This window comes from Spirillospora sp. NBC_01491 (assembly GCF_036227065.1).
Taxonomy (GTDB): domain Bacteria; phylum Actinomycetota; class Actinomycetes; order Streptosporangiales; family Streptosporangiaceae; genus Spirillospora; species Spirillospora xylanilytica.
Genome location: NZ_CP109432.1, coordinates 2307474 through 2328879, shown reverse-complemented (window position 1 = coordinate 2328879; position 21406 = coordinate 2307474). Strand labels below are relative to the sequence as shown.

19 protein-coding genes are annotated in these 21406 nt (G+C 72.9%); 8 read left to right on the top strand and 11 right to left on the bottom strand.

The genetic code is table 11. The annotated features are described in order from the left end of the window. The first annotated feature begins 18 nt into the window (after positions 1 to 18). Entirely contained in the window at positions 19 to 2736 is a 2718-nt protein-coding gene (gene acnA / locus OHA34_RS11020) for an aconitate hydratase AcnA (RefSeq protein WP_285941015.1), read from the top strand. 3 nt (positions 2737 to 2739) lie between these two features. Here acnA and OHA34_RS11015 read toward each other — a convergent pair whose 3' ends face one another. The 3 genes from OHA34_RS11015 to OHA34_RS11005 are packed head-to-tail and all read right to left on the bottom strand — an operon-like array spanning position 2740 to position 5887. Beyond that, positions 2740 to 3639, bottom strand: coding sequence for a hypothetical protein (locus OHA34_RS11015; protein ID WP_329521546.1), 900 nt, complete (start codon positions 3637 to 3639; stop codon positions 2740 to 2742). Between the two features lie 35 nt (positions 3640 to 3674). Beyond that, entirely contained in the window at positions 3675 to 4997 is a 1323-nt protein-coding gene (locus OHA34_RS11010; protein ID WP_329521545.1) for an MFS transporter, read from the bottom strand. Between the two features lie 41 nt (positions 4998 to 5038). After that, a complete protein-coding gene (locus OHA34_RS11005; RefSeq protein ID WP_285941012.1) occupies positions 5039 to 5887 on the bottom strand; it encodes an SDR family NAD(P)-dependent oxidoreductase in 849 nt (282 codons plus the stop codon). A 218-nt stretch (positions 5888 to 6105) separates the two neighbouring features. Here OHA34_RS11005 and OHA34_RS11000 point away from each other — a divergent pair, with 218 nt between their 5' ends. The 5 genes from OHA34_RS11000 to mug all read left to right on the top strand — a co-directional run bounded on the left by OHA34_RS11000 (position 6106) and on the right by mug (position 11173). Further along, positions 6106 to 7005: a LysR family transcriptional regulator gene (locus tag OHA34_RS11000; RefSeq protein WP_285941011.1), complete on the top strand. Its 900-nt coding sequence runs from the start codon at positions 6106 to 6108 to the stop codon at positions 7003 to 7005. 301 nt (positions 7006 to 7306) lie between these two features. Then, complete coding sequence (locus tag OHA34_RS10995; RefSeq protein ID WP_285941010.1) at positions 7307 to 8590, top strand: SGNH/GDSL hydrolase family protein; 1284 nt, start codon at positions 7307 to 7309, stop codon at positions 8588 to 8590. Between the two features lie 297 nt (positions 8591 to 8887). Continuing rightward, entirely contained in the window at positions 8888 to 9829 is a 942-nt protein-coding gene (locus tag OHA34_RS10990) for an aldo/keto reductase (protein ID WP_329521544.1), read from the top strand. Positions 9830 to 9836: 7 nt separating this feature from the next. Next, positions 9837 to 10556 (top strand): sulfite exporter TauE/SafE family protein, encoded by a 720-nt coding sequence (locus OHA34_RS10985; RefSeq protein WP_285941008.1) that lies wholly within the window; start codon positions 9837 to 9839, stop codon positions 10554 to 10556. Beyond that, positions 10556 to 11173 (top strand): G/U mismatch-specific DNA glycosylase, encoded by a 618-nt coding sequence (gene mug / locus OHA34_RS10980; protein WP_329521543.1) that lies wholly within the window; start codon positions 10556 to 10558, stop codon positions 11171 to 11173. Before OHA34_RS10985 ends, mug begins: the two co-directional genes overlap by 1 nt. Positions 11174 to 11204: 31 nt before the next feature. Here mug and OHA34_RS10975 read toward each other — a convergent pair whose 3' ends face one another. From OHA34_RS10975 to idi, 7 genes are all read right to left on the bottom strand, one after another. Further along, the gene (locus OHA34_RS10975; protein WP_329521542.1) at positions 11205 to 11645 is read right to left on the bottom strand and encodes a hypothetical protein; all 441 of its coding nucleotides are present in this window, start codon (positions 11643 to 11645) and stop codon (positions 11205 to 11207) included. Between the two features lie 270 nt (positions 11646 to 11915). Next, on the bottom strand, positions 11916 to 12587 hold the full coding sequence (locus OHA34_RS10970) for a class F sortase (RefSeq protein WP_329521541.1): 672 nt from the start codon (positions 12585 to 12587) through the stop codon (positions 11916 to 11918). Then, positions 12588 to 13460, bottom strand: a complete 873-nt coding sequence (locus OHA34_RS10965) for a hypothetical protein (protein ID WP_329521540.1) — start codon at positions 13458 to 13460, stop codon at positions 12588 to 12590. It lies immediately after the preceding gene. Positions 13461 to 13671: 211 nt separating this feature from the next. Then, a complete protein-coding gene (locus OHA34_RS10960) occupies positions 13672 to 14598 on the bottom strand; it encodes a carbohydrate ABC transporter permease (RefSeq protein ID WP_329521539.1) in 927 nt (308 codons plus the stop codon). Positions 14599 to 14615: 17 nt separating this feature from the next. Beyond that, a complete protein-coding gene (locus OHA34_RS10955; protein WP_329521538.1) occupies positions 14616 to 15521 on the bottom strand; it encodes a carbohydrate ABC transporter permease in 906 nt (301 codons plus the stop codon). 16 nt (positions 15522 to 15537) lie between these two features. Then, positions 15538 to 16848 (bottom strand): ABC transporter substrate-binding protein, encoded by a 1311-nt coding sequence (locus OHA34_RS10950; RefSeq protein WP_329521537.1) that lies wholly within the window; start codon positions 16846 to 16848, stop codon positions 15538 to 15540. A gap of 212 nt (positions 16849 to 17060) precedes the next feature. After that, positions 17061 to 17645, bottom strand: a complete 585-nt coding sequence (gene idi, locus OHA34_RS10945; RefSeq protein ID WP_285941000.1) for an isopentenyl-diphosphate Delta-isomerase — start codon at positions 17643 to 17645, stop codon at positions 17061 to 17063. A 149-nt stretch (positions 17646 to 17794) separates the two neighbouring features. Between idi and dxs the strand changes: the two genes are divergently transcribed. Both dxs and OHA34_RS10935 read left to right on the top strand, forming a co-directional pair. Further along, entirely contained in the window at positions 17795 to 19714 is a 1920-nt protein-coding gene (gene dxs, locus OHA34_RS10940; protein WP_329521536.1) for a 1-deoxy-D-xylulose-5-phosphate synthase, read from the top strand. 359 nt (positions 19715 to 20073) lie between these two features. Continuing rightward, the gene (locus OHA34_RS10935; RefSeq protein WP_329521535.1) at positions 20074 to 20868 is read left to right on the top strand and encodes a hypothetical protein; all 795 of its coding nucleotides are present in this window, start codon (positions 20074 to 20076) and stop codon (positions 20866 to 20868) included. Positions 20869 to 20880: 12 nt separating this feature from the next. Here OHA34_RS10935 and OHA34_RS10930 read toward each other — a convergent pair whose 3' ends face one another. Continuing rightward, positions 20881 to 21246 (bottom strand): hypothetical protein, encoded by a 366-nt coding sequence (locus tag OHA34_RS10930; protein WP_285940997.1) that lies wholly within the window; start codon positions 21244 to 21246, stop codon positions 20881 to 20883. Between the last annotated feature and the right edge of the window lie 160 nt (positions 21247 to 21406).

Here is a 21406-nt window from a genome sequence, read left to right as displayed (position 1 = left end):
ACTACCGAGGAGGAGTCCGTGTCCGCGAACAGCTTCGGCAGCCGTAACACGCTGCCAGTGGGCGACAGGTCGTACGAGATTTATCGGCTGGACGCCGTCGAGGGCTCGGGCCGGCTCCCGTACAGCCTCAAGGTGCTGCTGGAGAACCTCCTGCGCACCGAGGACGGCGCCAACGTCACCGCCGACCACATCCGCGCCCTCGCAGGCTGGGACGCCGACGCCCAGCCGAGCAAGGAGATCCAGTTCACCCCGGCCCGGGTGATCATGCAGGACTTCACCGGCGTGCCGTGCGTGGTGGACCTGGCGACGATGCGCGAGGCCGTCCGCGACCTCGGCGGCGACGCCACGAAGATCAACCCGCTGGCGCCGGCCGAGATGGTCATCGACCACTCCGTCATCGTCGACTACTTCGGCTCGCCCGAGGCGTTCGAGCGCAACGTCGAGCGCGAGTACGAGCGCAACGGCGAGCGCTACCAGTTCCTGCGCTGGGGGCAGACCGCGTTCGACGAGTTCAAGGTCGTCCCGCCCGGCACCGGCATCGTGCACCAGGTCAACATCGAGCACCTGGCCCGCGTGGTGTTCGACCGGAACGGCGTCGCCTACCCCGACACCTGCGTCGGCACCGACTCGCACACCACGATGGAGAACGGCATCGGCGTCCTCGGCTGGGGCGTCGGCGGCATCGAGGCCGAGGCCGCGATGCTCGGGCAGCCGATCTCGATGCTCATCCCGCGGGTCGTCGGCTTCAAGCTGACCGGCGAGCTGCCCGCCGGCACCACCGCCACCGACCTGGTGCTGACCATCACCGAGATGCTGCGCAAGCACGGCGTGGTCGGCAAGTTCGTCGAGTTCTACGGCGAGGGCGTGTCGGTCCTGCCCGTCGCCGACCGCGCCACCATCGGCAACATGAGCCCCGAGTTCGGCTCCACCTGCGCGATCTTCCCGGTCGACGGGCAGACGCTGTCGTACCTGCGCCTCACCGGCCGCAGCGAAGAGCAGATCGCGCTGACCGAGGCGTACGCCAAGGCGCAGGGCATGTGGCTCGACCCGGCGGCCGAGCCCGACTTCTCCGAGTACCTCGAACTCGACCTGTCCACCGTGGTGCCGTCCATCGCCGGGCCGAAGCGCCCGCAGGACCGCATCTCGGTCTCGGCCGCCAAGGAGACCTGGCGCCGCGACGTCCGCAACTACGTCAGGAGCGACGGCGACGAGGCGGGCCAGGAGAGCTTCCCCGCGTCCGACTCGCCCGCCGAGCACGCCAACGGGCAGCGCCCGTTCAAGCCGACCCCGGTGAAGCTCGCCGACGGCACCTCCTTCGAGCTCGACCACGGCGCCGTGGTGATCGCCGCGATCACCTCCTGCACCAACACCTCCAACCCGTACGTCATGGTCGGCGCGGGCCTGCTCGCCAAGAAGGCGGTGGAGAAGGGCCTCACCCGCAAGCCGTGGGTGAAGACCTCGCTCGCGCCCGGCTCGCAGGTCGTCACCGGCTACCTGGAGCGCGCCGGCCTCGCCCCGTACCTCGACAAGATCGGCTACAACCTGGTCGGGTACGGCTGCACCACCTGCATCGGCAACTCCGGCCCGCTCCAGGACGAGATCTCCAAGGCGGTCAACGACGCCGACCTGGCCGTCACCTCGGTGCTGTCGGGCAACCGCAACTTCGAGGGCCGTATCAACCCCGACGTGAAGATGAACTACCTGGCCTCGCCGCCGCTGGTGGTCGCCTACGCGCTCGCGGGCTCGATGGACGTCGACATCCTCAACGACCCGATCGGGCACGGCACCGACGGCCCGGTGTACCTGCGCGACCTGTGGCCGTCGCTGGAGGAGATCACCGAGATCGTCGAGGGCTCCATCGGCCAGGAGATGTTCCTCCAGGACTACGCCGACGTCTTCGAGGGCGACGAGCGCTGGAAGGAGCTGGCGATCCCGACCGGCAACACCTTCGAGTGGGACCCGGCCTCCACCTACGTCCGCAAGGCGCCCTACTTCGACGGCATGGGCATGGAGCCGACCCCGGTCGCCGACATCCACGGTGCCCGCGTGCTGGCCAAGCTCGGCGACTCGGTCACCACCGACCACATCTCGCCGGCCGGCGCCATCAAGGTCGGCACGCCCGCCGCGCAGTACCTCGACGAGAACGGCGTGGGCGCCAAGGACTTCAACTCCTACGGCTCGCGCCGCGGCAACCACGAGGTGATGATCCGCGGCACGTTCGCCAACATCCGGCTCCGCAACCAGCTCCTGGACGACGTCGAGGGCGGCTACACCCGCGACTTCACCCAGGACGGCTCGCCCCAGGCGTTCATCTACGACGCCGCGCAGAACTACGCCGCGCAGGGCACCCCGCTCGTGGTGATCGCGGGCAAGGAGTACGGCTCGGGGTCGTCCCGCGACTGGGCCGCCAAGGGCACCGCGCTCCTCGGCGTCCGCGCCGTCATCGCCGAGTCGTACGAGCGGATCCACCGCTCGAACCTCATCGGCATGGGCGTCCTGCCGCTCCAGTTCAAGGACGGCGAGAACGCCTCGGTGCTCGGCCTCACCGGTACCGAGACCTTCGAGATCACCGGGGTCGAGAAGCTGAACGAGGGCGGCGTCCCGTCCGAGGTGAAGGTCAAGGCCGACGGCGTCGAGTTCGGCGCCGTCGTCCGCATCGACACCCCGGGCGAGGCCGACTACTACCGCAACGGGGGCATCATGCAGTACGTCCTCCGCAACCTCCTCCGCAAGTAGCCGTCAGCGCGAACGGGCCGCCTCCCCAGAACGGGGAGGCGGCCCGCTCCGTGTCCGGGTGCTCGCGCTCGACGCCCCGCGCAGCGTCCAGAGGGCCGCGACCCCGGCCGCCGTGACGGCCATGACCAGCCAGGCGGAGGGGCCGGGGGCGAACGTGCTCTCCTTGAGCCCGGTCACGACCAGCGCCGGGACGGCGAGGACGACGACGTCGACGCCGAGGGCGGGCGGGTGCGGTGAGGCCGCCGGACGTCCGGACGCCGCCGCCTCCCGCGCGGGCCGTCCGGTGATCGCCAGGCCGAGCGTGAGGACGGCGAGCGCGAGGTAGAGCCCGTGCAGGGGCGCGGTGCCCCGCGGGTCACCGGCCCGCCGGATCGCGTGGACGGCGGCGAGCAGCCCGCAGAAGAAGAGGACGGCCACATGGACGGCCGCGTCCCGCCACCACGCCGCGGCGGGCGTTCCCGGCTCGCGCGCCATGTCGCCCGCGGACGCGGCGTAGGCGAGCGCCGTCGCGGCGATGGCGAGGTACACCAGGAGCAGGACCACCGCCCCGGCCAGCAGGATGCCGCCGAGCGAGCCCTGGACGTCATGGGCCGCCCTGTCCTGGGCACTCGCCCCGAACCACCAGCCGTACTCGGCGTCGACGTAGACCGCCGCGGCGACCGCGCCGCCCGCCAGCGCGACCGCCCGCGCGGTCAAGGGTGCCATGGACCCGGGGCGGATCCGGTGCTCCAGCCGTCCGGACAGGACGTGCCACAGGGGGGCGAGGCCGAGCATTTCCAGCCAGGGCCACAGGTGCTCGCCGAGGGCGGGCCGGCCGGGCCCGGTCTCGTCCAGCCACCACCCGCCGATCAGGGCCGCGGCACAGCCCAGGAAGACGGCGGTTCGCCCTTGCTGCCGGTCCATCGCACCTTCTTTCGCTCGTGCTCACTCTCTGTCGATCATTGTCGACGCAACGCGTCGTCCTCGTCCTGCCTTCCAACATCCGCACGGCCTCCGCCCGCGCCGGAAAGCACGGCGCGGGCGGAGGATCCGGTGAGGTCGGCCAACCTGGCGTTCAGGTGGGCGGTGCGCGGCCGGACGGTCCCGGACATGCCGGGCGGGGCGGGCTCCGGCTTCCCAGGACGGCGGTCGAGCGCTCCGGAGAGCAGCGCGAGCAGGAGCGCGGCGACCGCCAGGAGCGCGCCGATCCAGTTGGGGGCGGTGTAGCCGGCGCCGGCATCGATGGCGAGGCCGCCGAGCCAGGCGGCGAGAGCGTTGCCGAGGTTGAAGGCGCCGATGTTGGCCGCCGAGGCCAGCGCCGGGGCGCCACCGGCCTTGTCCATCACCCGGAGCTGCGCGGCCGGGACCAGCGCGAACCCCACCGCCCCGAAGACCACCAGGGTGATCGCGGCGGGCAGCTTGGCGTGGGCGGTGAAGGCGAACACCGCCAGCACGGCCGCGATGCCCGCCAGCGCGGTGTACAGGGTGGCCATCGGGCGCCGGTCCGCGGCCCGGCCGCCGGCCAGGTTCCCGGCGAACAGCCCGATCCCGAACAGCACCAGCAGCCAGGGCACCGCGGCCGAGGCGTACCCGGCGACCTGCGTCATCATCGACTCGATGTAGGTGACCGTGCCGAACACGGCGCCGAAGCCGAGGGCGGTGACCCCCAGCGCCAGCCAGACCTGCGGGAGGGCGAAGACCTTGATCTCAGCGCGCCACCCGCCGGCGGCCTCCACCGGCTGCCGGGGGACCAGGGCGACGACGCCGAGCAGCGCGACCAGGCCGACCGCCGTCACCGCCCAGAACGTCGAACGCCAGCCGAGCTGCTGGCCGAGCGCGGTGCCGAGCGGCACCCCGGCCACGTTGGCGGCGGTCAGCCCGGCGAACATCAGCGCCACCGCCGAGGCCCGGCGGGCCGGCGGGACGAGCGAGGCGGCCACGACCGAGCCGATGCCGAAGAAGGCGCCGTGGGTGAGCGCGGACACCACCCGGCCGGTCATCAGCAGGCCGTAGGTGGGCGCGAGCGCGGAGGTCAGGCTTCCCGCGATGAACAGCGCCATCAGCGCGACCAGCATCGTCTTGCGGGGGACCTTGGACCCGGCGGCCGTCAGCAGCGGCGCGCCGACCGCGACGCTGAGGGCGTAGCCGGAGACCAGCAGCCCCGCGGTCGGGATCGACACCCCCAGGTCGCCGGATATGTCGGACATCAAGCCGACGATCACGAACTCGGTCAGCCCGATGCCGAAGGCACCCATCGCCAGGGCCAGCAACGCGAGCGGCATCTGTGCACTCCTCCTCGTCGGTACGTGTGTTCCGGGACGGCTCAGGACGACGGCCCGGTGTCGCGGGCGAGCCACTCCCACAGCCGCAGCTCGTCGCGGGCGCGGTCCAGTCCGGCCGAGATCGTGTCGGCGGCGTCGGCACCCAGCGGGAGCCGCAGCGGTGTGTCGGCGTCGTCCAGCGCGGTGAGGACGGCCGAGGCGGCCTTGGCCGGACCGTCCGCGCCCGCGCCGCCGGGCGGGGCCGCCATGACCGGGCTGAGAACGGCGTCGTAGGCGGCGATGGGCGCCTGCCGCGGCAGGACGCCGCCGGCGGCGAACCCGGCGTCGAACGCGCCGGGCTCGACGATGAGCACCTTGATCCCGAACGGGGCGACCTCCTGGGCGAGTGCCTCGGAGAACCCTTCGAGCGCGTACTTCGCCGCGGAGTAGGCGCCGAGCCCGGCGACGGAGAACCGGCCGCCCACGCTGCTCATCTGCACGATGGCGCCCGCCCGCCGCGTCCGCATGTGCGGCAGGACGGCCCGGGTGAGCGCGGCCGGGCCGAAGAAGTGCGGCTCCATCAGCTCGCGCAACTCGCGGTCGGCGGTCTCCTCCACGGCGCCGACGGCGCCCCGGCCGGAGTTGTTGACCAGCACGTCGATGCGCCCGTGGGCGCGGACGGTCTCGTCCACCACGGCGGCGGCGCGGGTCTGGTCGGCGGGGTCGAGCCCGGTGGCGACCACCCGGCCGGGATGCGCGGTGGCCAGGCCGTCGAGTGTCCAGGGCTGGCGGGCCGTGGCCACGACCGTGTCGCCCTCGGCGAGCACCGCTTCGGCCAGCGCGCGGCCGAATCCGGCGGCGGCGCCGGTGATCAGCCAGATCCTGCCGGTCGTCTCAGGAGTCGAGCGCATGCGGATGTTCCCTGCCTCTCTGCGTGGGCCGGTCGCCCGTCGCGGGTGCGGTTCGCGGATGCGGTTCGCGGATGCGGTTCGCCGGCCGCTGACGGCGCCGGAAGAGATCCGGGGCACTGCCGTGGTGGCAGCCGTCACCACCCTCCGGCAGCAGGCTGAGGTCGAACAACGGCTATATTCGGAATGATCGATCAGTTTTGGTAATCAAACGGACGGCGATGGAACGGCACGAGATCGAGGTCTTCCTGACCCTCGCGGACGAACTGCACTTCGGCCGCACCGCCGAGCGCCTCGGGCTCTCCCAGAGCCGGGTGAGCCAGACCGTCCAGAAGCTGGAGCGCCGCATCGGCGTCCTGCTGTTCGAGCGCACCAGCCGCCAGGTGTCCCTCACCCCGATCGGCCGGCAGTTCCACGACGACCTGTTCCCGGCCCACGAGCTGGTGCGGCAGGCGTTCGCCCGCGCGGTCGCGGCGGGACGGGGCATCACCGGCACCCTCCGGGTCGGCTACTCCGGCGCGTGGTGCGGCGACCTCATCGTCGCGGCGGGGGATCTCTTCAACACCCGCCATCCCGACTGCCGCATCGACATCCGCGAGGTCCAGATCACCGATCCGCTCGGCCCGCTGCGGGCCGGCGAGCTCGACCTCCAGATCAGCGAACTCCCCATCGACGAGCCCGACATCCGCACCGGCCCGGTCGTGTTCTCCGAACCGCGGGCGCTGATGGTCCCCGACGGGCACGCCCTCGCCCGGCGGGAGTCGGTCTCGGTCGAGGACCTCGCGGACGCGGTCCTGGTCACCACCGCCGGGACCATGCCGGACTACTGGCTCGACCACCACTTCCCCCGCCGGACCCCGGCGGGCCGGCCGATCCCGCAAGGCCCGGCCGTCAGGTACTGGCAGGAGGTGTTCTCCCATGTCTACACCGGCAAGGGGGTCTCGCCCGCCGCCCTCCGCACCCGCGAGCACTACTCGCGCGCCGGTGTCACCTGGATCCCCTTCAGCGACGCCCCGCCCATCGAGTACGGGCTCCTGTGGCGGGTCGCCAGTGAGACCGCCCTCATCCGCGCCTTCGCCCAGACCATCGTCGAGATCGCGGACTCCGGCCCCACCCCCTGAGCGTTCCCGTCGGCCCCATCCCCTGGGCGTCCCCTTCCGCTCGACCCCGTGAGCACGTCCGGCCGCCGCGTGCCGTGAGCGCGCCCGGCAACGATCACCGTGGCGAATGGATCGATCCGCAGAACGCCGTTGTTCCAGGTCGACGCCCTGCTGGAAGCTGAGCTCGCTCGATCCACGCGGCTCGGCTCACTCCACCGGACGGTACTGAACGACCGTCCCGCCGGCGGTGTCGGCGCGGTGGCGGAGTCCGGGTTCCCGGTCGTGATCACGACCGAGCGGGGATCAACCTAGGAGGGAAACGATGATGATGAAGAAGCGTTGGACCGGCGGGGTCGTCGTGCTGGGCGTGGCCGCGAGCGGTCTGGTCGGAGTGGGCGCCGCCGCCGCGCAGCCGCCGTCCGGGGCCGGAGCGCACCAGAACGGCTGGACGACCGGTTGGGCCGCCGCGATGCAGCGCCCGGCCGCCGGCTTCGAGCCCAACTGGTCGGAGCAGGGATTCTCCGGGCAGACCGTGCGGCAGGTCGTCCGGGTCACCGCCTCGGGGTCGTCGGCACGGATCCGGTTGTCCAACCAGTACGGCGCGTCCCCGCTGAAGGTCGCCGCGGCGAGCATCGCCCTGCCGGGTGACAAGGCGGCGGTGCGGGCCGGTTCGCTGCGGCGGCTCGGGTTCGGGAAGGGCCGTTCGGTGGTGATCCCGGCGGGCGGGCAGGTGACGAGCGACGCGGTGGCACTGCCGATCAAGGACCGGGAGTCGCTGACGGTCACGCTGTACCTGCCGGACACGACCGGCCCGGCCACCACCCATCTCCAGGGGTACGCGACGAGCTACCGCGCGGCGGGCGACCACAGCGGCGACACCTCCGGTTCGGCGTTCCCCACCGCCGGGGCGAAGGTCACCCATTCCTGGTACTACCTGTCGGGCGTCGAGGTGGCCGGCGCCCCCGTCCGGAGGGACACCGTGGTGGCGCTCGGCGACTCGATCACCGACGGGTTCGGTGCCGGGAACGACACCGACCGGCGCTATCCCGACCAGCTCGCCGACCGCCTCGCCGCCGCCGGCCGTCCGCGCCCGGTGCTGAACGCCGGGATCGGCGGGGGCATGCTGCTGTCGGACTCGGCGTGGTTCGGCGAGCGGTTCTCCACCCGCTTCGGCCGCGACGTGCTGGACAACCCGCGCGTCCGCACGCTGATCCTGTTCGGCGGGCTGAACGACATCGGATTCAGCGAGGTCGACCTGCCGACCTACAAGCCCAACCCGGACCGTTCGGCCGCGCAGATCATCACCGGGTACCGCGAGCTGATCCGCCAGGCCCGCGCCAAGGGGATCAAGGTGATCGGCGGAACCCTGCTGCCGATGAAGGGCGCCGAGTACTACAACGCCACCTCCGCGGCCAAGATCCGGCAGGTCAACACCTGGATCCGTACGTCGGGCGAGTACGACGCGGTCGTCGACTTCAACAAGGCCGTCGTCGACCCGGCCGACCCCGAGAAGCTCCGCGACGGGTACGACAGCGGCGACCACAAGCACCCCAACGCCGCCGGGTACCGCGCGATGGCGCAGGCCATCGACACCGGCGCCGTCTGAGCCCGCGCCGAGCCGGCATTGTTTCCAACGCCCGGTCCGGCGTCCTCGCCTGGCGGCTGTGTTTCAAAGCCCGGCCCGGCGTACTCGCCTGGCGGCTCGGACGCCGACCGTGCTCGGGCGAGCGCTGCATCGCTTCGCGATCTGGCCGGTGGGGCTCGCCTCCGGCTTCGCCCCACCGGCCAGATAACGCGCTCGCCGACGGCCGAGGCACATTGAGACAGGCTCTGGACCCGAGCATCTCGTCCCGGCGCGTCCCCCGGGGATACGGCGATTCGGCGGACGCGATTGAATCAGAGCATGGCTGACACGACGAAGAAGATCGGTGACCTTGACGTCTTCCCGCTCTCGCTCGGCGGCAATGTGTTCGGCTGGACGGCGGACCGCGACGGCTCGTTCGCGGTGCTGGACGCCTACACGGCCGGCGGCGGCGACTTCGTCGACACCGCCGACGTGTACTCGGCGTGGGTGCCGGGCAACCGCGGCGGCGAGTCCGAGGAGATCCTCGGAGCGTGGCTGGCGTCCCGCCGCAACCGCGCCGACGTGGTGATCGCGACCAAGGGCGGCAGCCACCCCGACCACCAGGGCCTGGCCGGCCCGACGCTCACCGCCGCCCTGGACGGCTCGCTCCGCCGCCTCGGCACCGACTACATCGACCTCTACTACACCCACCGCGACGACCCGTCGGTGCCGGTCGAGGAGATCATCACGACGCTGGACGGGTTCGTCCGGGCCGGCAAGGTCCGGCAGATCGCCGCGTCCAACATCTCGGCCGAGCGGCTGGAGGCGGCGCTGGCCTTCAGCGAACGCGAGGGCCTCGCGCGGTACGCGGCGATCCAGCCGCACTACAACCTGGTGTCGCGCGACACCTACGAGGGACCGCTCCAGGACGCCGCCGAGCGGCACGGCCTGGCCGCGCTGCCCTACTCCGCCCTGGCGTCCGGCTTCCTGAGCGGCAAGTACCGTCCGGGCGCGGACGTCGCCAGCGCGCGGGCCGGGAAGGCCGCCGCGTACCTGGAGACCGGGCGGGGGCGTGCCGTGCTGGCCGCGCTCGACGCCGTCGCCGAGACCCGGAACATCGCCGTCCCGACCGTGGCGCTGGCCTGGCTCAACGCGCGGCCGACGGTGACGGCGCCGGTCGCCAGCGCCCGGACCGTCGAGCACCTGCCGCCGCTGCTCGCTTCGGCGCGGGTGGAGCTCACCCCGGACGAGGTGGCGGCCCTCACCGCCGCGTCCGCCTGATCGGGACGTGCCGCCGCCCGATTTCCTCGTCATCGCCGGCCTGGCCGCGCTGCTCGGCGGCATCGTGCAGGGCAGCGTCGGCCTCGGCGTGGGACTGGTCGCCACCCCGGTCGTGACCATGCTGTTTCCGTCGCTGATGCCGGGCGCGGTGCTGGTCGCCGCGTTCGTCCTGCCGCTGGCCACGCTGGCGCAGGAGGTCCGGTACGCCGACCTCCGGGGTCTCGGCTGGGCCTTCGGCGGACGGTTCGCCGGGACCCCGGTCGGCGTGCTGGTCGTCGCCGTCGTGCCCGCCCGGGGGCTCGGGATCGTGGTCGGCGGCATGGTGCTGGCCGCCCTCGGCGCCACCGCCTGGTCGGGGCGCGTCCCGCGCAACCGCGCCACGCTCGTCACCGCGGGTCTGGCCGCCGGGGCCGTCGGCACCGCGTCCGCGATCGGCGGGCCGCCGCTCGCGCTGCTCTACCAGCGCGAGAGCGGTCCGCGCGTGCGCGCGACCCTGGCCGTCTTCTCCACCGTCGGCGCGCTGCTGTCGCTGCTCACCCTCACCGCCGCAGGGCAGCTCCCGATGCGGCAGGTCACCGCGGGCCTCGCGCTCACCCCGTTCGTGCTGGCCGGGTTCGCCATCGCCGGGCCGGTCCGCCGCTACCTGGACGAGGGCCGTACCCGCGCCGCCCTGCTGGTCGTCGTCGGAACCGCGTCGGCCGCCCTGATCGTCCGTAGCCTGGCCTGATGCGTCCCCCCGAGCCCGCCGCCCAGCCGCGCGAATCCGCCAAGCCCACCAAGGCCGCCAAGCCCACCAAGGCCGACCTCGAGGCGGCCCGCGACCGCGTCATCCCGGACGTGCTGCCCCCGGACGGCGAGCCCCTGCGCGTGCTCTTCTGCGGCATCAACCCGGGCCTGTACTCCGGCGCGACCGGGCACCACTTCGCCCGTCCCGGGAACCGCTTCTGGCCCGCGCTGCACCGGTCGGGCTTCACCGGCCGCCTGCTGGCCCCCGCCGAGCAGGACCTGCTGGCCGCGTCCGGCCTGGGCATCACCAATCTCGCGCACCGCACCACGGCCCGCGCGGACGAGCTGACGGCCGCCGAACTGCGCGCGGGCGGCGAACGGCTCGGCGCCCTCGTCGAACGGCGCCGTCCCGCCTACCTGGCGATTGCCGGGGTCACCGCGTACCGCACCGCCTTCGGCCGTCCCGCCGCCCGGATCGGCCCGCAGAGCGAACCGGCCGGACCGGCGCGGCTCTGGGTGCTGCCCAACCCGAGCGGCCTGAACGCGAGCTGGACCATCGACAGGCTCGCCGCCGAGTTCGCCCGCCTCCGCGAGGCCGCGGCCGTCGGCGCGGGCTGACCGTCCCGGTCCGTCCGTCCGGACGGATGGGTCAGGGGCAGCGGTCGGGGGCGGCGGCGGCGGAGAACATGGCGCGGACCTCGGCGACCAGCGCGGGCATGGGCACCCACGGATCGGCGCGGCCGAGCGCCACGATGGGCCGGGGCAGGGCCCGGACGCTGCCGAGCCGCCAGTGGTGCGCCTCGGGCCGGGCCCACGGGCCGCAGCCGCAGGCGCTGTCGAGCACTCCGGAGGAGCAGACGTCATCGAGGTCGGCCAGCGCGATGACCGCGCCGATGGTGGCGAGCGGGTCGTGCGGGTCCCAGCCGGCGGCCCGCACCAGCGGGGAGTCGCAGGCGGTGAGGTCGACCCGCATCGAGGCGTGGATCAGGAGCGGACCGCGATAGGCGGTCGGCAGGCTCTGGTTGGAGACCGTCTTCCCGCCTCGCGCGATCGCGAAGGCCCAGGGCTGCTGGACGCTGATCGCCTGCACGCGGCACCTCCCGTGCTCTTCAGGTGTACATCTTCGCCGGACGACACGGTGCGTGGTGCCCGCTTTCTGGCGGACTGCCCCGGTATGGGCGGGCAGATCCGCACCGGCCTGCCACCCGACCGTGACCGAGAGGGTAGGTGCATCCTGGGGCAAAGGCCAACCGGTCACTGGCTGTAATGGGGGTGAGGGGCCGACCGGATCGGGCCGCCGCGCGCCGCGCCCCGGGCCGGAACGGCCGGGGGCGCGGGCCGGGGCCGTGCGCACCTGAGGTCAGGTGGCGTCGACGAGCCTGGCGTAGGCGATCGTGTTGTTCACGTAATGCCCGGTACCCGTGTCGAAGGCGCCACCGCAGGTGACCAGCCGCAGCGCGGCGTAGTCGAGGTCCTCGGCGTAGACCTTCTCGCCCGGGAAGGACTTCTTGGGGACGTCCTCCATGCCCTGCACGGCGAACGTGGCGACCGAGCCGTCCTGGCGGGTCACCTCGATCCGGTCGCCCTTCTTCAGCTCCTTCAGCTTGAAGAAGACCGCCGCCCTCTTGTTGGCGTCGACGTGCCCGAGCACCACCGAGGGCCCCTCCTCGCCGGGCGTCGGGCCCTGCTCGTACCAGCCGGCGAGGTTGGGCCGCGACAGCGGCGGCTCCTGGATGGTGCCATCGGCCTTGAGGCCGAGCTGCGACACCGGCGCCGACACGCCGATCTTGGGGATCCTGATGGACTTCGGCAGCGACCGTCCCATCGGCCGGGCGTACGTGACCTGCGCGGCCGGGGCGGACGCGGATGCGCGCGCCGGGACCGGGGCCGAGGACGAGCCCGGGGCGGTGGGCGGGGCCGAGCCCGCGGTGTTCCCGCCGCCGCACCCGCCGAGCAGCAGGCCGCCGAGCAGCACGCCGGCCGCCGCGCCGAGGACGCGGCGGCCGGCGGACGCGCTGGTGTCACCGGGCACTTAGGACTGCTCCCGCCCGGCGCCCCGGCGGCGCAGCAGCACCAGGCCGCCGGCGACGACGGCCAGCGCGCCGGCGGACCCGCCGCCGACGAGCGCCGGCGTCATCGAGCCGCCGTCCTCGTGGTGCAGGGAGAGGCTGCCGTCACCGGTGTTGGGGGCGCCCGCGGGGATCTGCGGCGACTTCTTGCCCGGCTTGATCGCCTCGCCCGGCTTGGTGCTGTACTTGACGTACCCGTGGCCCTTGCACGCCACGGTGGCCACGGTCGGGTTCGGCAGCGTGCCGCTGCGGAACATGCCGACGGCCTTGAAGACGCCCGTGCGGACGGTCTTCACCGCCAGCGCCTTGGTGGTGAACCCGTTGCCGGTGATCGTCACCGCCGTCGGGCAGGTGACGGTGAAGGTCATCGACTTGCCCGGGATCACCTTGCGGGTGCTCAGCTCGACGTCGTCGTAGCCGAACGAGAACTTCTGCGGCGCCGGCTTGACGCCGGGCTCCTTGCTCGGGTTCACCGTCAGCGTCAGCTTGTGGGTCGTTTCGCCGACCTTGCAGGTGAACGCCGCCTTGTAGCTGTGGCCGGGCGTCAAGGACGGCTTGGTCGCCGCGACGGCGGTCCAGAGCTCGCCGGCGTTCCCGCGGAACTTCGGCGCGGCCGTGAAGACCTGGCCGGCGCCGCCGGCCGGGGCCGTGTCGCAGGCACTGATCTTGACGGTCAGGCTGGCGCCCGGCTTGAACGGGTTGGGGGCGACCTTCACCGCCGGGACCGCGGGCGCGGGCTCGGGGGCGGCGAGGGCGGGTCCCGCCATGCCCAGCGCCGTGACGGCGGTCGCGGCACCGGCTGCGGCACCGGTCGCGGCGAGTCGAACTGCACGCATGTCTTCTCCTAGTCGGGAGTCACGCACTCCCACGCGCACGTCCGGGACGTCCGGGCCGGTGGCGGGGGCGCCGCACTTCCGGGATCCGCGTACGGACGGGAGCGAAATGCAAGGACGGGGCGCGAGCATAGCCACGATGCGCAGGAAACGCCCGTTCCTCCTGTGTAATGGCCTATATCGGACGGAAGGCAACCCCCGCCGCCGCCCCGCCTCATCCCTTCAGCGCACCCGCCATCAGCCCGCGCATGAAGAACCGGCCGAGCAGCAGGTAGACCAGCAGCGTCGGCAGCGAAGCCAGCAGCGCCGACGCCATCTGCACGTTGTAGGACACGGCCGCGGCCCCCGATCCGGCCGTGTTGTTCAGCATCACCGTCACCGGCCAGCTGTCGGGCGCGCCGAGGAACACCGCGAAGAGGAAGTCGTTCCACAGCGAGGTGAACTGCCAGATCAGCGTCACCGCGAACGCTGGGCCCGACACCGGTGCGACGATCGACCAGTACGTGCGCAGCATCCCGGCGCCGTCCACCCGGGCCGCCTCGATCAGCTCGTCCGGGATCGTGACGTAGTAGTTCCGGAAGATCAGCGTGCAGATCGGGATGCCGTACACCACGTGCGCCAGCACCAGGCCCCGGATGGTGCCCACCAGCTCCATGTGGGTGAGCAGCCCGGCGAGCGGGATCATCACCGCCTGGTACGGGATGAACATCCCGAACAGGAACAGCGTGAACACCGCGTCGGAACCGGGGAACCGCCACTTGCTCAGCACGAACCCGTTCAGCGACCCGAGCACCGCCGCGATCAGCGACCCGGAGACCGCGATCTTCACGCTGTTCTCCAGGCCCGGCCGCAGCGTGGTCCACGCCGTCCGCCAGCCCGCCGTGCTCCAGTGCTGCGGCAGGTTCCACGCCGTGCTCGGATCGGCCTCCTGGAGCGACTTGAAGCTCGTCACCACCAGGACGTAGACCGGCAGCAGGAACAGCAGCACGAACGCCAGCAGCAGCAGCGGCCGGACGACCCGCAGCACCCGGGCCCCGGTGGACGGCCCCGCCGGGGACCCCGGCGCCGCCGCCTTCGCTCCACCGCGCGCCGTCCTCGCTCCGCCGTCCGCCGCCATCGAACCCGCTCCGTCCGCCGCCATCGCGCTCGCTCCGTCCCTCATCGGGCCCGGTCCGCCCGCACCGACCAGACCAGGTAGGGGATCACCAGCAGCGCCACCGCGAGCAGCAGGTACGTGGCGATCGTCGCGCCGTTGGCCGGATCGTGCCGGTCGAACACCTCCACGTACGTCGCGATCGCCGGGACGTAGGTGATGATCTGCTTGCCCGCGATCGCCATGATCAGGTCGAACACCTTCAGCGAGATGTGCCCGAGGATGATCAGTGCCGACAGCGTCACCGGGCGGAGCTGCGGGAACACCACATACCGGTAGACCTTCCACTCGGACGCGCCGTCGACCCGGGCCGCCTCCCGCAGCTCCTCGGGCACGCCGCGGAACCCGGCCAGGTACAGCGCCATGACGTAGCCCGACATCTGCCAGACCGCAGGCAGCGCCATCGCGGCCATGCCCCAGTCCTGGTTCTGCCACCAGTCGTTGGCGAGCGCGCCCAGCCCGGCCTTGTCGAAGAGCTGGTTCAGGCCGACCGCCCGCTCGGGCGGCGCCGGGTTCATCAGCCAGCGCCACACCACCCCGCTGGCGATGAACGAGATCGCCATCGGGAACAGGTAGACCGCCCGGAACCCGGCCTCGCCCCGGATGCCCTTGTCCATCAGGAACGCCAGGAACGCGCCGAGCAGCAGCGCCCCGCCGACGAACACGGCGGTGAACAGCAGCGCGTGCCTGACCGCGCCGGGCCAGCTCGGCTGGCTCCACAGGTCGACGAAGTTCCTGCCCTTGTCGAACCCCTGCGGCGTGACCTCGTCGTGCTTGCCGCTCACCGCCACCCGCGTGTTCCAGAAGATCAGCCCGTACACGAACAGGCCGATCGCCAGGATCGACGGCGACACCAGCAGCAGGCCGGGCAGCCACGTCGGGCCCCTGCGCGGCCCCGGTCGCCGTTTCACGCGGTCGCCCACCAGGTCACTCGGCGTCGTTCTTGGCGGCGTCGACCAGCGCGCTCTGGAGCTTGGCCATGTCCTTGTTCTGAAGGAACAGCCCGACCGCGGTGTCGATGTCGGTGTGCCACTTCTTGGACGCGTTCACGCCGTGCCAGAACGAGCCGGCCAGCTTCACGCCGGGCTTGTTCCACTCGTTGAACGCGTACTCCAGGTAGCCCTTGTAGAGGGTCTTGTCGGCGTCCTTGCGGGCCGGGACCGAGCCCTTCTTCGGGTTGAAGAGGTCCTGGCCCTCCTTGCTGGACGCCTCCTTCAGCCACGCCAGCGCCCCGCCGCGGTGCGGCGCGCCCTTCGGCAGCGTGAAGCTGTCCGACAGCCACATGTAGGTGCCGTCGGTGCCGGGGGACGGCGCGTACTTGAAGTCGGTGTCGAGCTTCTTGCCGAGGCCGTTCGGGGCGGTGCCGGTGAAGTAGCCGTAGGCCCAGTCGCCCATGATGTTGAAGGCGGCCTTGCCGTCCACCACGGCCTTGGCGGCGCCCTGCCAGTCGGTGGAGGCGGCCTCCGCCGTGGTGTACTTGATGATCTCGGTGTAGTCGGTCAGCGCCTTGGTGACCGCGGGGCTGCTCCAGTCGGCGCCCGGCTTCCACAGCGCGTTGTAGGCGTCGGCGCCGAGGTCGCCGAGCAGGACGTTCTCCAGCAGGTGGTCGGCGGTCCACTGCGCGCCGAGCGACAGCGGGACCTTCTTGGTCTTCTCCTTGACCGCCTTCAGCGCGGTGATGAAGTCGGCGATCGACTTCGGCGCCCCGGACACTCCGGCGTCCTTGAGGATCGAGGGATTGTACCAGAGCATGTTCGAGCGGTGGATGTCCACCGGCACCGAGTAGATCTTGCCCTGGTAGGTGATCTGCTGGAGGAGCTGCTCGGGGTAGGCGCTCTTGAGGTTGTTCTCGGCGTAGAACGAGTCGAGCGGCTCGATCTGCCCGGCCTTGATGTAGTCGAGCAGCTCCGCGCCCGCGTGCCCCTGGAAGGAGTCCGGCGGCTTGCGGTTCTGGAGCCGGCTGGCCAGCACCGCCTGGGCCTGCGTGCCCGAGCCGCCCGCGATGGCGGCGTTGGTGAACTTGGTGCCGGGGTTCTTCTTCTCGAAGTCGGCCTTCAGCGCGGCCAGCCCGTCGGCCTCGCCCGGGCCGGTCCACCACGAGAAGACCTCGACCTCGGACTTGTCGCTGTTCTTGTCGCCGCCGTCGCCGCCGCCACAGGCCGCGGCGGACGCGGCCAGCACGCCGCTGAGGGCCATGGCCGCGAAGGCGGTCTTCCGGTTACCCGTTCGTCCCAGCATCGCCAGTCCCTTCGGTTACCCCGAGAAACAAGCGTCTGTTCGGATGAGTCGACGGGTCAACACCGGGCGCCGAAAAGTGATCGCGCGGTTATCCCGTGGCGCCCTGGAGGTAACCGACCGTCACCGCGGCGGCATGTCGGACGCCACGCGGGGTCACCGGGGAGCACGGGATCACCGGGAGAAGCGCAGGGGGCACCAGGGAGGCGCGGGGGTCACCAGGGGAGCGCGGGCGGCAGGGCGGCGGCGTCCGCGTCCGGCCAGCCGAGCGGCTCGCCCAGCGGGGCCAGCTCGGCGAGCTGGAGGCGGTACCAGGGCGAGGACTCGGGCTTGCCGGTCAGCTCCAGGCAGCGGTCCCACGACCACCATTCGGCCCGCTCGACCTCGTCGGGGTTGGGCCGGACGGACCCGGCGGCGTCCTCGGGGACGACGCCGCGCACCACCGGGCACCGCTCGTACTCGACGGTCCCGTCGCCCGCGACCGCCCGGTAGCGGAACCGGGGCAGCACCGGGGTCAGCGTGGCGCCGGTCACGCCCAGCTCGTCCCGCAGCCGCCGCAGGACCGCGCCGCGCAGCCCCTCGCCCGGACCGGGGTGGCCGCAGCAGCTCCCCGTCCACACCCCGGGAAAGGTGCGCTTGCCCAGGGCACGCTGCGTGATCAGAACGCGCCCCTGGGTATCCACCACATAGCAGGAGAATGCCAGATGGTAGGGAGTGTCCCGATGGTGGCTCGCGCTCTTGGGGGCCGTTCCGATGGCCTCGTCCGCCGCGTTGAGCAGCACGATCTCTTCAACAGCCATGCCCTCTTCCTATCGCATCCGGGCGCGTGCGGTCGGTTACTTGGCAAGGTGACACTCCTGCCGCCGACGGCGCGCGGGAGGCAAACCAGGACTAAACTCGGCCTGGTCCGACGACGGGGGCTGGGGAGTCCCCGATTGAGGAGTTGAGCGTGAGCTTGCTGGAGTCGATCACAGGTCCGCGAGACCTCAAACGACTGGACGCCACGCAGTTGCCGCGGCTCGCGGAGGAGATCCGGGAGTTCCTCGTGGCTGCGGTCTCCAAGACCGGCGGGCACCTGGGGCCCAACCTGGGCGCCGTCGAGCTGACCATCGCCCTGCACCGGGTCTTCGACTCTCCGCACGACCGGATCCTGTTCGACGTCGGCCACCAGGCGTACGTGCACAAGGTGCTCACCGGCCGGCACGATTTCGGCCTGCTGCGCCGCCGCGGGGGGCTGTCGGGCTACCCGAGCCGGGACGAGTCCGAGCACGACGTCATCGAGAACTCGCACGCCTCCACCGCCCTGTCGTACGCCGACGGGCTGGCCAAGGCGTTCCAGCTCCGCGGCGAGGACGACCGCGCCGTGGTCGCGGTCGTCGGCGACGGCGCGCTGACCGGCGGGATGTGCTGGGAGGCGCTCAACAACATCGCCGCCGGCCTGGACCGCCCGGTGATCATCGTGGTGAACGACAACGGCCGCTCGTACTCCCCGACGATCGGCGGGCTGGCCGGGCACCTGGCCGACCTGCGGGTCACCCAGGGCTACGAGCACGCGCTCGACCTGATCAAGAAGACCGTGCCGCGCGCCCCGGTGGTCGGCACCGTCGCCTACGAGGCGCTGCACGGCATCAAGAAGGGCCTCAAGGACGTCCTGGCGCCGCAGGCGATGTTCGAGGACCTCGGGATGAAGTACGTCGGCCCGATCGACGGCCACGACGAGGACGCGGTCGAGCACGCGCTGCGCCGCGCCCGCGACTTCGGCCGGCCGGTGATCGTGCACTGCATCACCCGCAAGGGGCAGGGCTATGCGCCCGCCGAGAACGACCTCGAGGACTGCATGCACGGCGGCGGCGCGTTCGACCCCGCCACCGGCAAGTCACTGCCCAGCTCCGCCGGCCCCGGCTGGACGAAGGTGTTCGGCGCCGAGATGCTGGAGATCGCCCGCGAGCGCCCGGACGTGGTCGGCATCACCGCCGCGATGCTCCACCCGGTCGGGCTGGCGCCGTTCGCCGAGGAGTTCCCCGACCGCGTCTACGACGTGGGCATCGCCGAGCAGCACGCGGTCACCTCGGCGACCGGGCTCGCGCTGGGCGGCCTGCACCCGGTCGTGGCGATCTACGCCACCTTCGTCAACCGGGCCTTCGACCAGATCCTGATGGACACCGCGCTGCACGGGCAGGCGGTCACCTTCGCCCTCGACCGTGCCGGGGTCACCGGCGACGACGGCCCGAGCCACAACGGCATGTGGGACCTGTCGATCCTCCAGCTCATCCCGGGCCTGCGGGTGGCGGTGCCGCGCGACGGCGCCCGGCTGCGCGAGCTGCTGCGCGAGTGCGTGGCGGTGTCGGACGGGCCGACCGCGCTCCGCTACCCCAAGGGCCCGGTGGCCGCCGACATCGAGGCCGTCGGGCACGTCGGCTGCATGGACGTGCTGGCCCGGCACGACGGCTCCAACGGCACCCGGGTGCTCCTGGTGGCGGCCGGGTCGATGGCGACGGCCGCGGTGGAGGCGGCCGGGCTGATCGCCGCCCAGGGCATCGGCGTCACGGTGCTCGACCCCCGCTGGGTCAAGCCGCTCGACCCCGAGCTGCCGGCCGAGGCGGCCCGGCACACCCTGGTCGCGGTGGCCGAGGACAACGGCCGCACCGGCGCCGTCGGCGACGCGGTGGCGCGGGCGCTGCGCGACGCGGCCGTCGACGTCCCGGTCCGCACCTTCGGCATCCCGCAGGAGTTCCTCGAGCACGCCTCGCGGGCGCAGATCCTCGCCGACCTCGGGCTCACGCCGCAGGCCCTCGCCCGCGACGTGACCGAGGCCGTCGCCAAGGTCACCGCGGTGGAGAGCCGCGAGCCCGCGACCTCCTCCGACTGACGCCGGGGTCCCCGGGCCGGACGCCCGATCGATCGTCCGTCCGGCCCGGGGTGCCCGTACGTCCCCGCGCGGCGCGGAGCCTCCGCGCTCCGTCGGGGCGCTACGGCGGTCCGTACCCGCACGCCGCGCCGTGAATACTCAGAGTGAGTAAATGTAGCTTTGAGTGGTCGTCAGGGCGGCTTGGCGCGTCCGCTGTTTTCCCTGCGGCCATCGCGGCGACGTTACCGGCGGGCGGCCCGGTGCGCACCGGCGCGGTCTCCGCCTGCGGGGTCCCGCCGCCCTGGTGGGCGCGGAGGCGCCCACCGCGTCCGGGCGTGAACCGCGCGTCCGGCGGTACGGGGGAAGGTGCGTGAACGAGCATGCGACGACGACGGGGAGCGGTCCCGGGGACCGCGCGGACGGCGGCACTGGCCGCGCCGGGGCTGCTGGTGCTGGCCGCGGGGCTGGCGGTGTCCGGATCTGGTTCCGCGCCGGCCACGGCGGAGACCGCGGGGACCACGGCGGCGGGGACCGCGGGGACCACGCGGGCGGCGGGTGCCGCGCGGGCGGCGCTGCCGTGCGCGAACGGCGCGGGCGACGTCGCGGCCCTGGTGGCCGCGGTGCGTCAGGGCGGCGACATCGAGCTGGCGCGGGGCTGCACCTACCGGGTGGCCGAGCGGTACGGCACCTCCGCCGTCCTGCCCGAGACCACCGTCGACACCACCGTGGACGGCCGGGGCGCCACGGTCGCGTGGGAGGGCGTGGAGATCGCCGGCAGCCTGTTCGAGGTGCGCGGCCCGGTCCACATCACCGTCCGCAACCTGCACCTGACCAGCAGCGGCCTGACCGTCCCCGCGATGGTCAGGGCCGGGGCGGGCGCCTCGTTCTCGGTCGAGTCCAGCATCGTGGACGCGAGCCCGGCGCCGGGCTCGGCGCGCGACGACGCGCCCGCCCCGCGCCCGATCACCCGGGCTGCCGGCGAGACCGCGCCCGCGGCGGTGCGGCCCGTACCGGGCGGCGGCCGGTGCGGGCGGCCGGCCCCGGCGGCGCCGCTGGCGGCCGGGCCGATGTCGGCGGTGATACCCGTGGCCGCGCGGTACTCCGGCGACCGCGCCGGCGACGGGCGGTCCTGCGGTGTGCGGGCCGTCCGCGCGACCCGCGCCGCGCGCACCTGACGCCGGGGCGGGTCAGCCGCCCTCGGCGGCCTGGAGCCGCCAGTGGTGCGTGATCGAGGCGGCGGGGGTGCCGAGGCCGCGGCCGGAGTAGGTCCACCGGCCGCGCAGCCGCCACGGCCGCCCGGCCCCGTCCCGCAGGAACACCTGGAGCGGGAAGTGGGCGTCGTGGGCGCGGATGACGCCGGACGGGTCGACCGAGGCGCGCAGGTCGGGGTCGCCCACGCAGCGGACGCCGAGCACGGCCGTGCCCGCGTCCTGGCGCAGGAGTCCCCGCGTCAGGTCGTAGACGAGCACGGAGACGTAGTCCGGGCCGAGCCACCTGAGATCGGGCAGCATGCCGGGCGGGGGGAATCCGTACAGTTCTGGACCGCCGGTCACACGCGCACCGTAGCGCCCGGGTCCCGTCCCCGTCACTGCTTTCGAGGCGGGGATATGCCGCGGGCCCACCGTCGGACTTCCGCCCGGGGCGGTGCCAGGGCCTGTCCAAAAAGGGCCTAAGCCCTCACGCGAGCGCGTTACCTGGTCGGTGAGGCGAAGC

Bases quoted from the DNA above. Each gene is read 5' to 3' on its own strand.
- OHA34_RS11010 (WP_329521545.1), bottom strand. From the start codon at position 4,997: ATGCCGCTCGCGTTGCTGGCCCTGGCGATGGGTGCCTTCGGCATCGGG.
- OHA34_RS10990 (WP_329521544.1), top strand. From the start codon at position 8,888: ATGGCTGACACGACGAAGAAGATCGGTGACCTTGACGTCTTCCCGCTC.
- OHA34_RS10960 (WP_329521539.1), bottom strand. From the start codon at position 14,598: ATGGCGGCGGACGGAGCGGGTTCGATGGCGGCGGACGGCGGAGCGAGG.
- OHA34_RS10935 (WP_329521535.1), top strand. From the start codon at position 20,074: ATGCGACGACGACGGGGAGCGGTCCCGGGGACCGCGCGGACGGCGGCA.
- OHA34_RS10950 (WP_329521537.1), bottom strand. From the start codon at position 16,848: ATGCTGGGACGAACGGGTAACCGGAAGACCGCCTTCGCGGCCATGGCC.
- mug (WP_329521543.1), top strand. From the start codon at position 10,556: ATGCGTCCCCCCGAGCCCGCCGCCCAGCCGCGCGAATCCGCCAAGCCC.
- idi (WP_285941000.1), bottom strand. From the start codon at position 17,645: ATGGCTGTTGAAGAGATCGTGCTGCTCAACGCGGCGGACGAGGCCATC.
- OHA34_RS11005 (WP_285941012.1), bottom strand. From the start codon at position 5,887: ATGCGCTCGACTCCTGAGACGACCGGCAGGATCTGGCTGATCACCGGC.
- OHA34_RS10995 (WP_285941010.1), top strand. From the start codon at position 7,307: ATGATGATGAAGAAGCGTTGGACCGGCGGGGTCGTCGTGCTGGGCGTG.
- OHA34_RS11015 (WP_329521546.1), bottom strand. From the start codon at position 3,639: ATGGACCGGCAGCAAGGGCGAACCGCCGTCTTCCTGGGCTGTGCCGCG.
- OHA34_RS11000 (WP_285941011.1), top strand. From the start codon at position 6,106: ATGGAACGGCACGAGATCGAGGTCTTCCTGACCCTCGCGGACGAACTG.
- OHA34_RS10965 (WP_329521540.1), bottom strand. From the start codon at position 13,460: ATGCGTGCAGTTCGACTCGCCGCGACCGGTGCCGCAGCCGGTGCCGCG.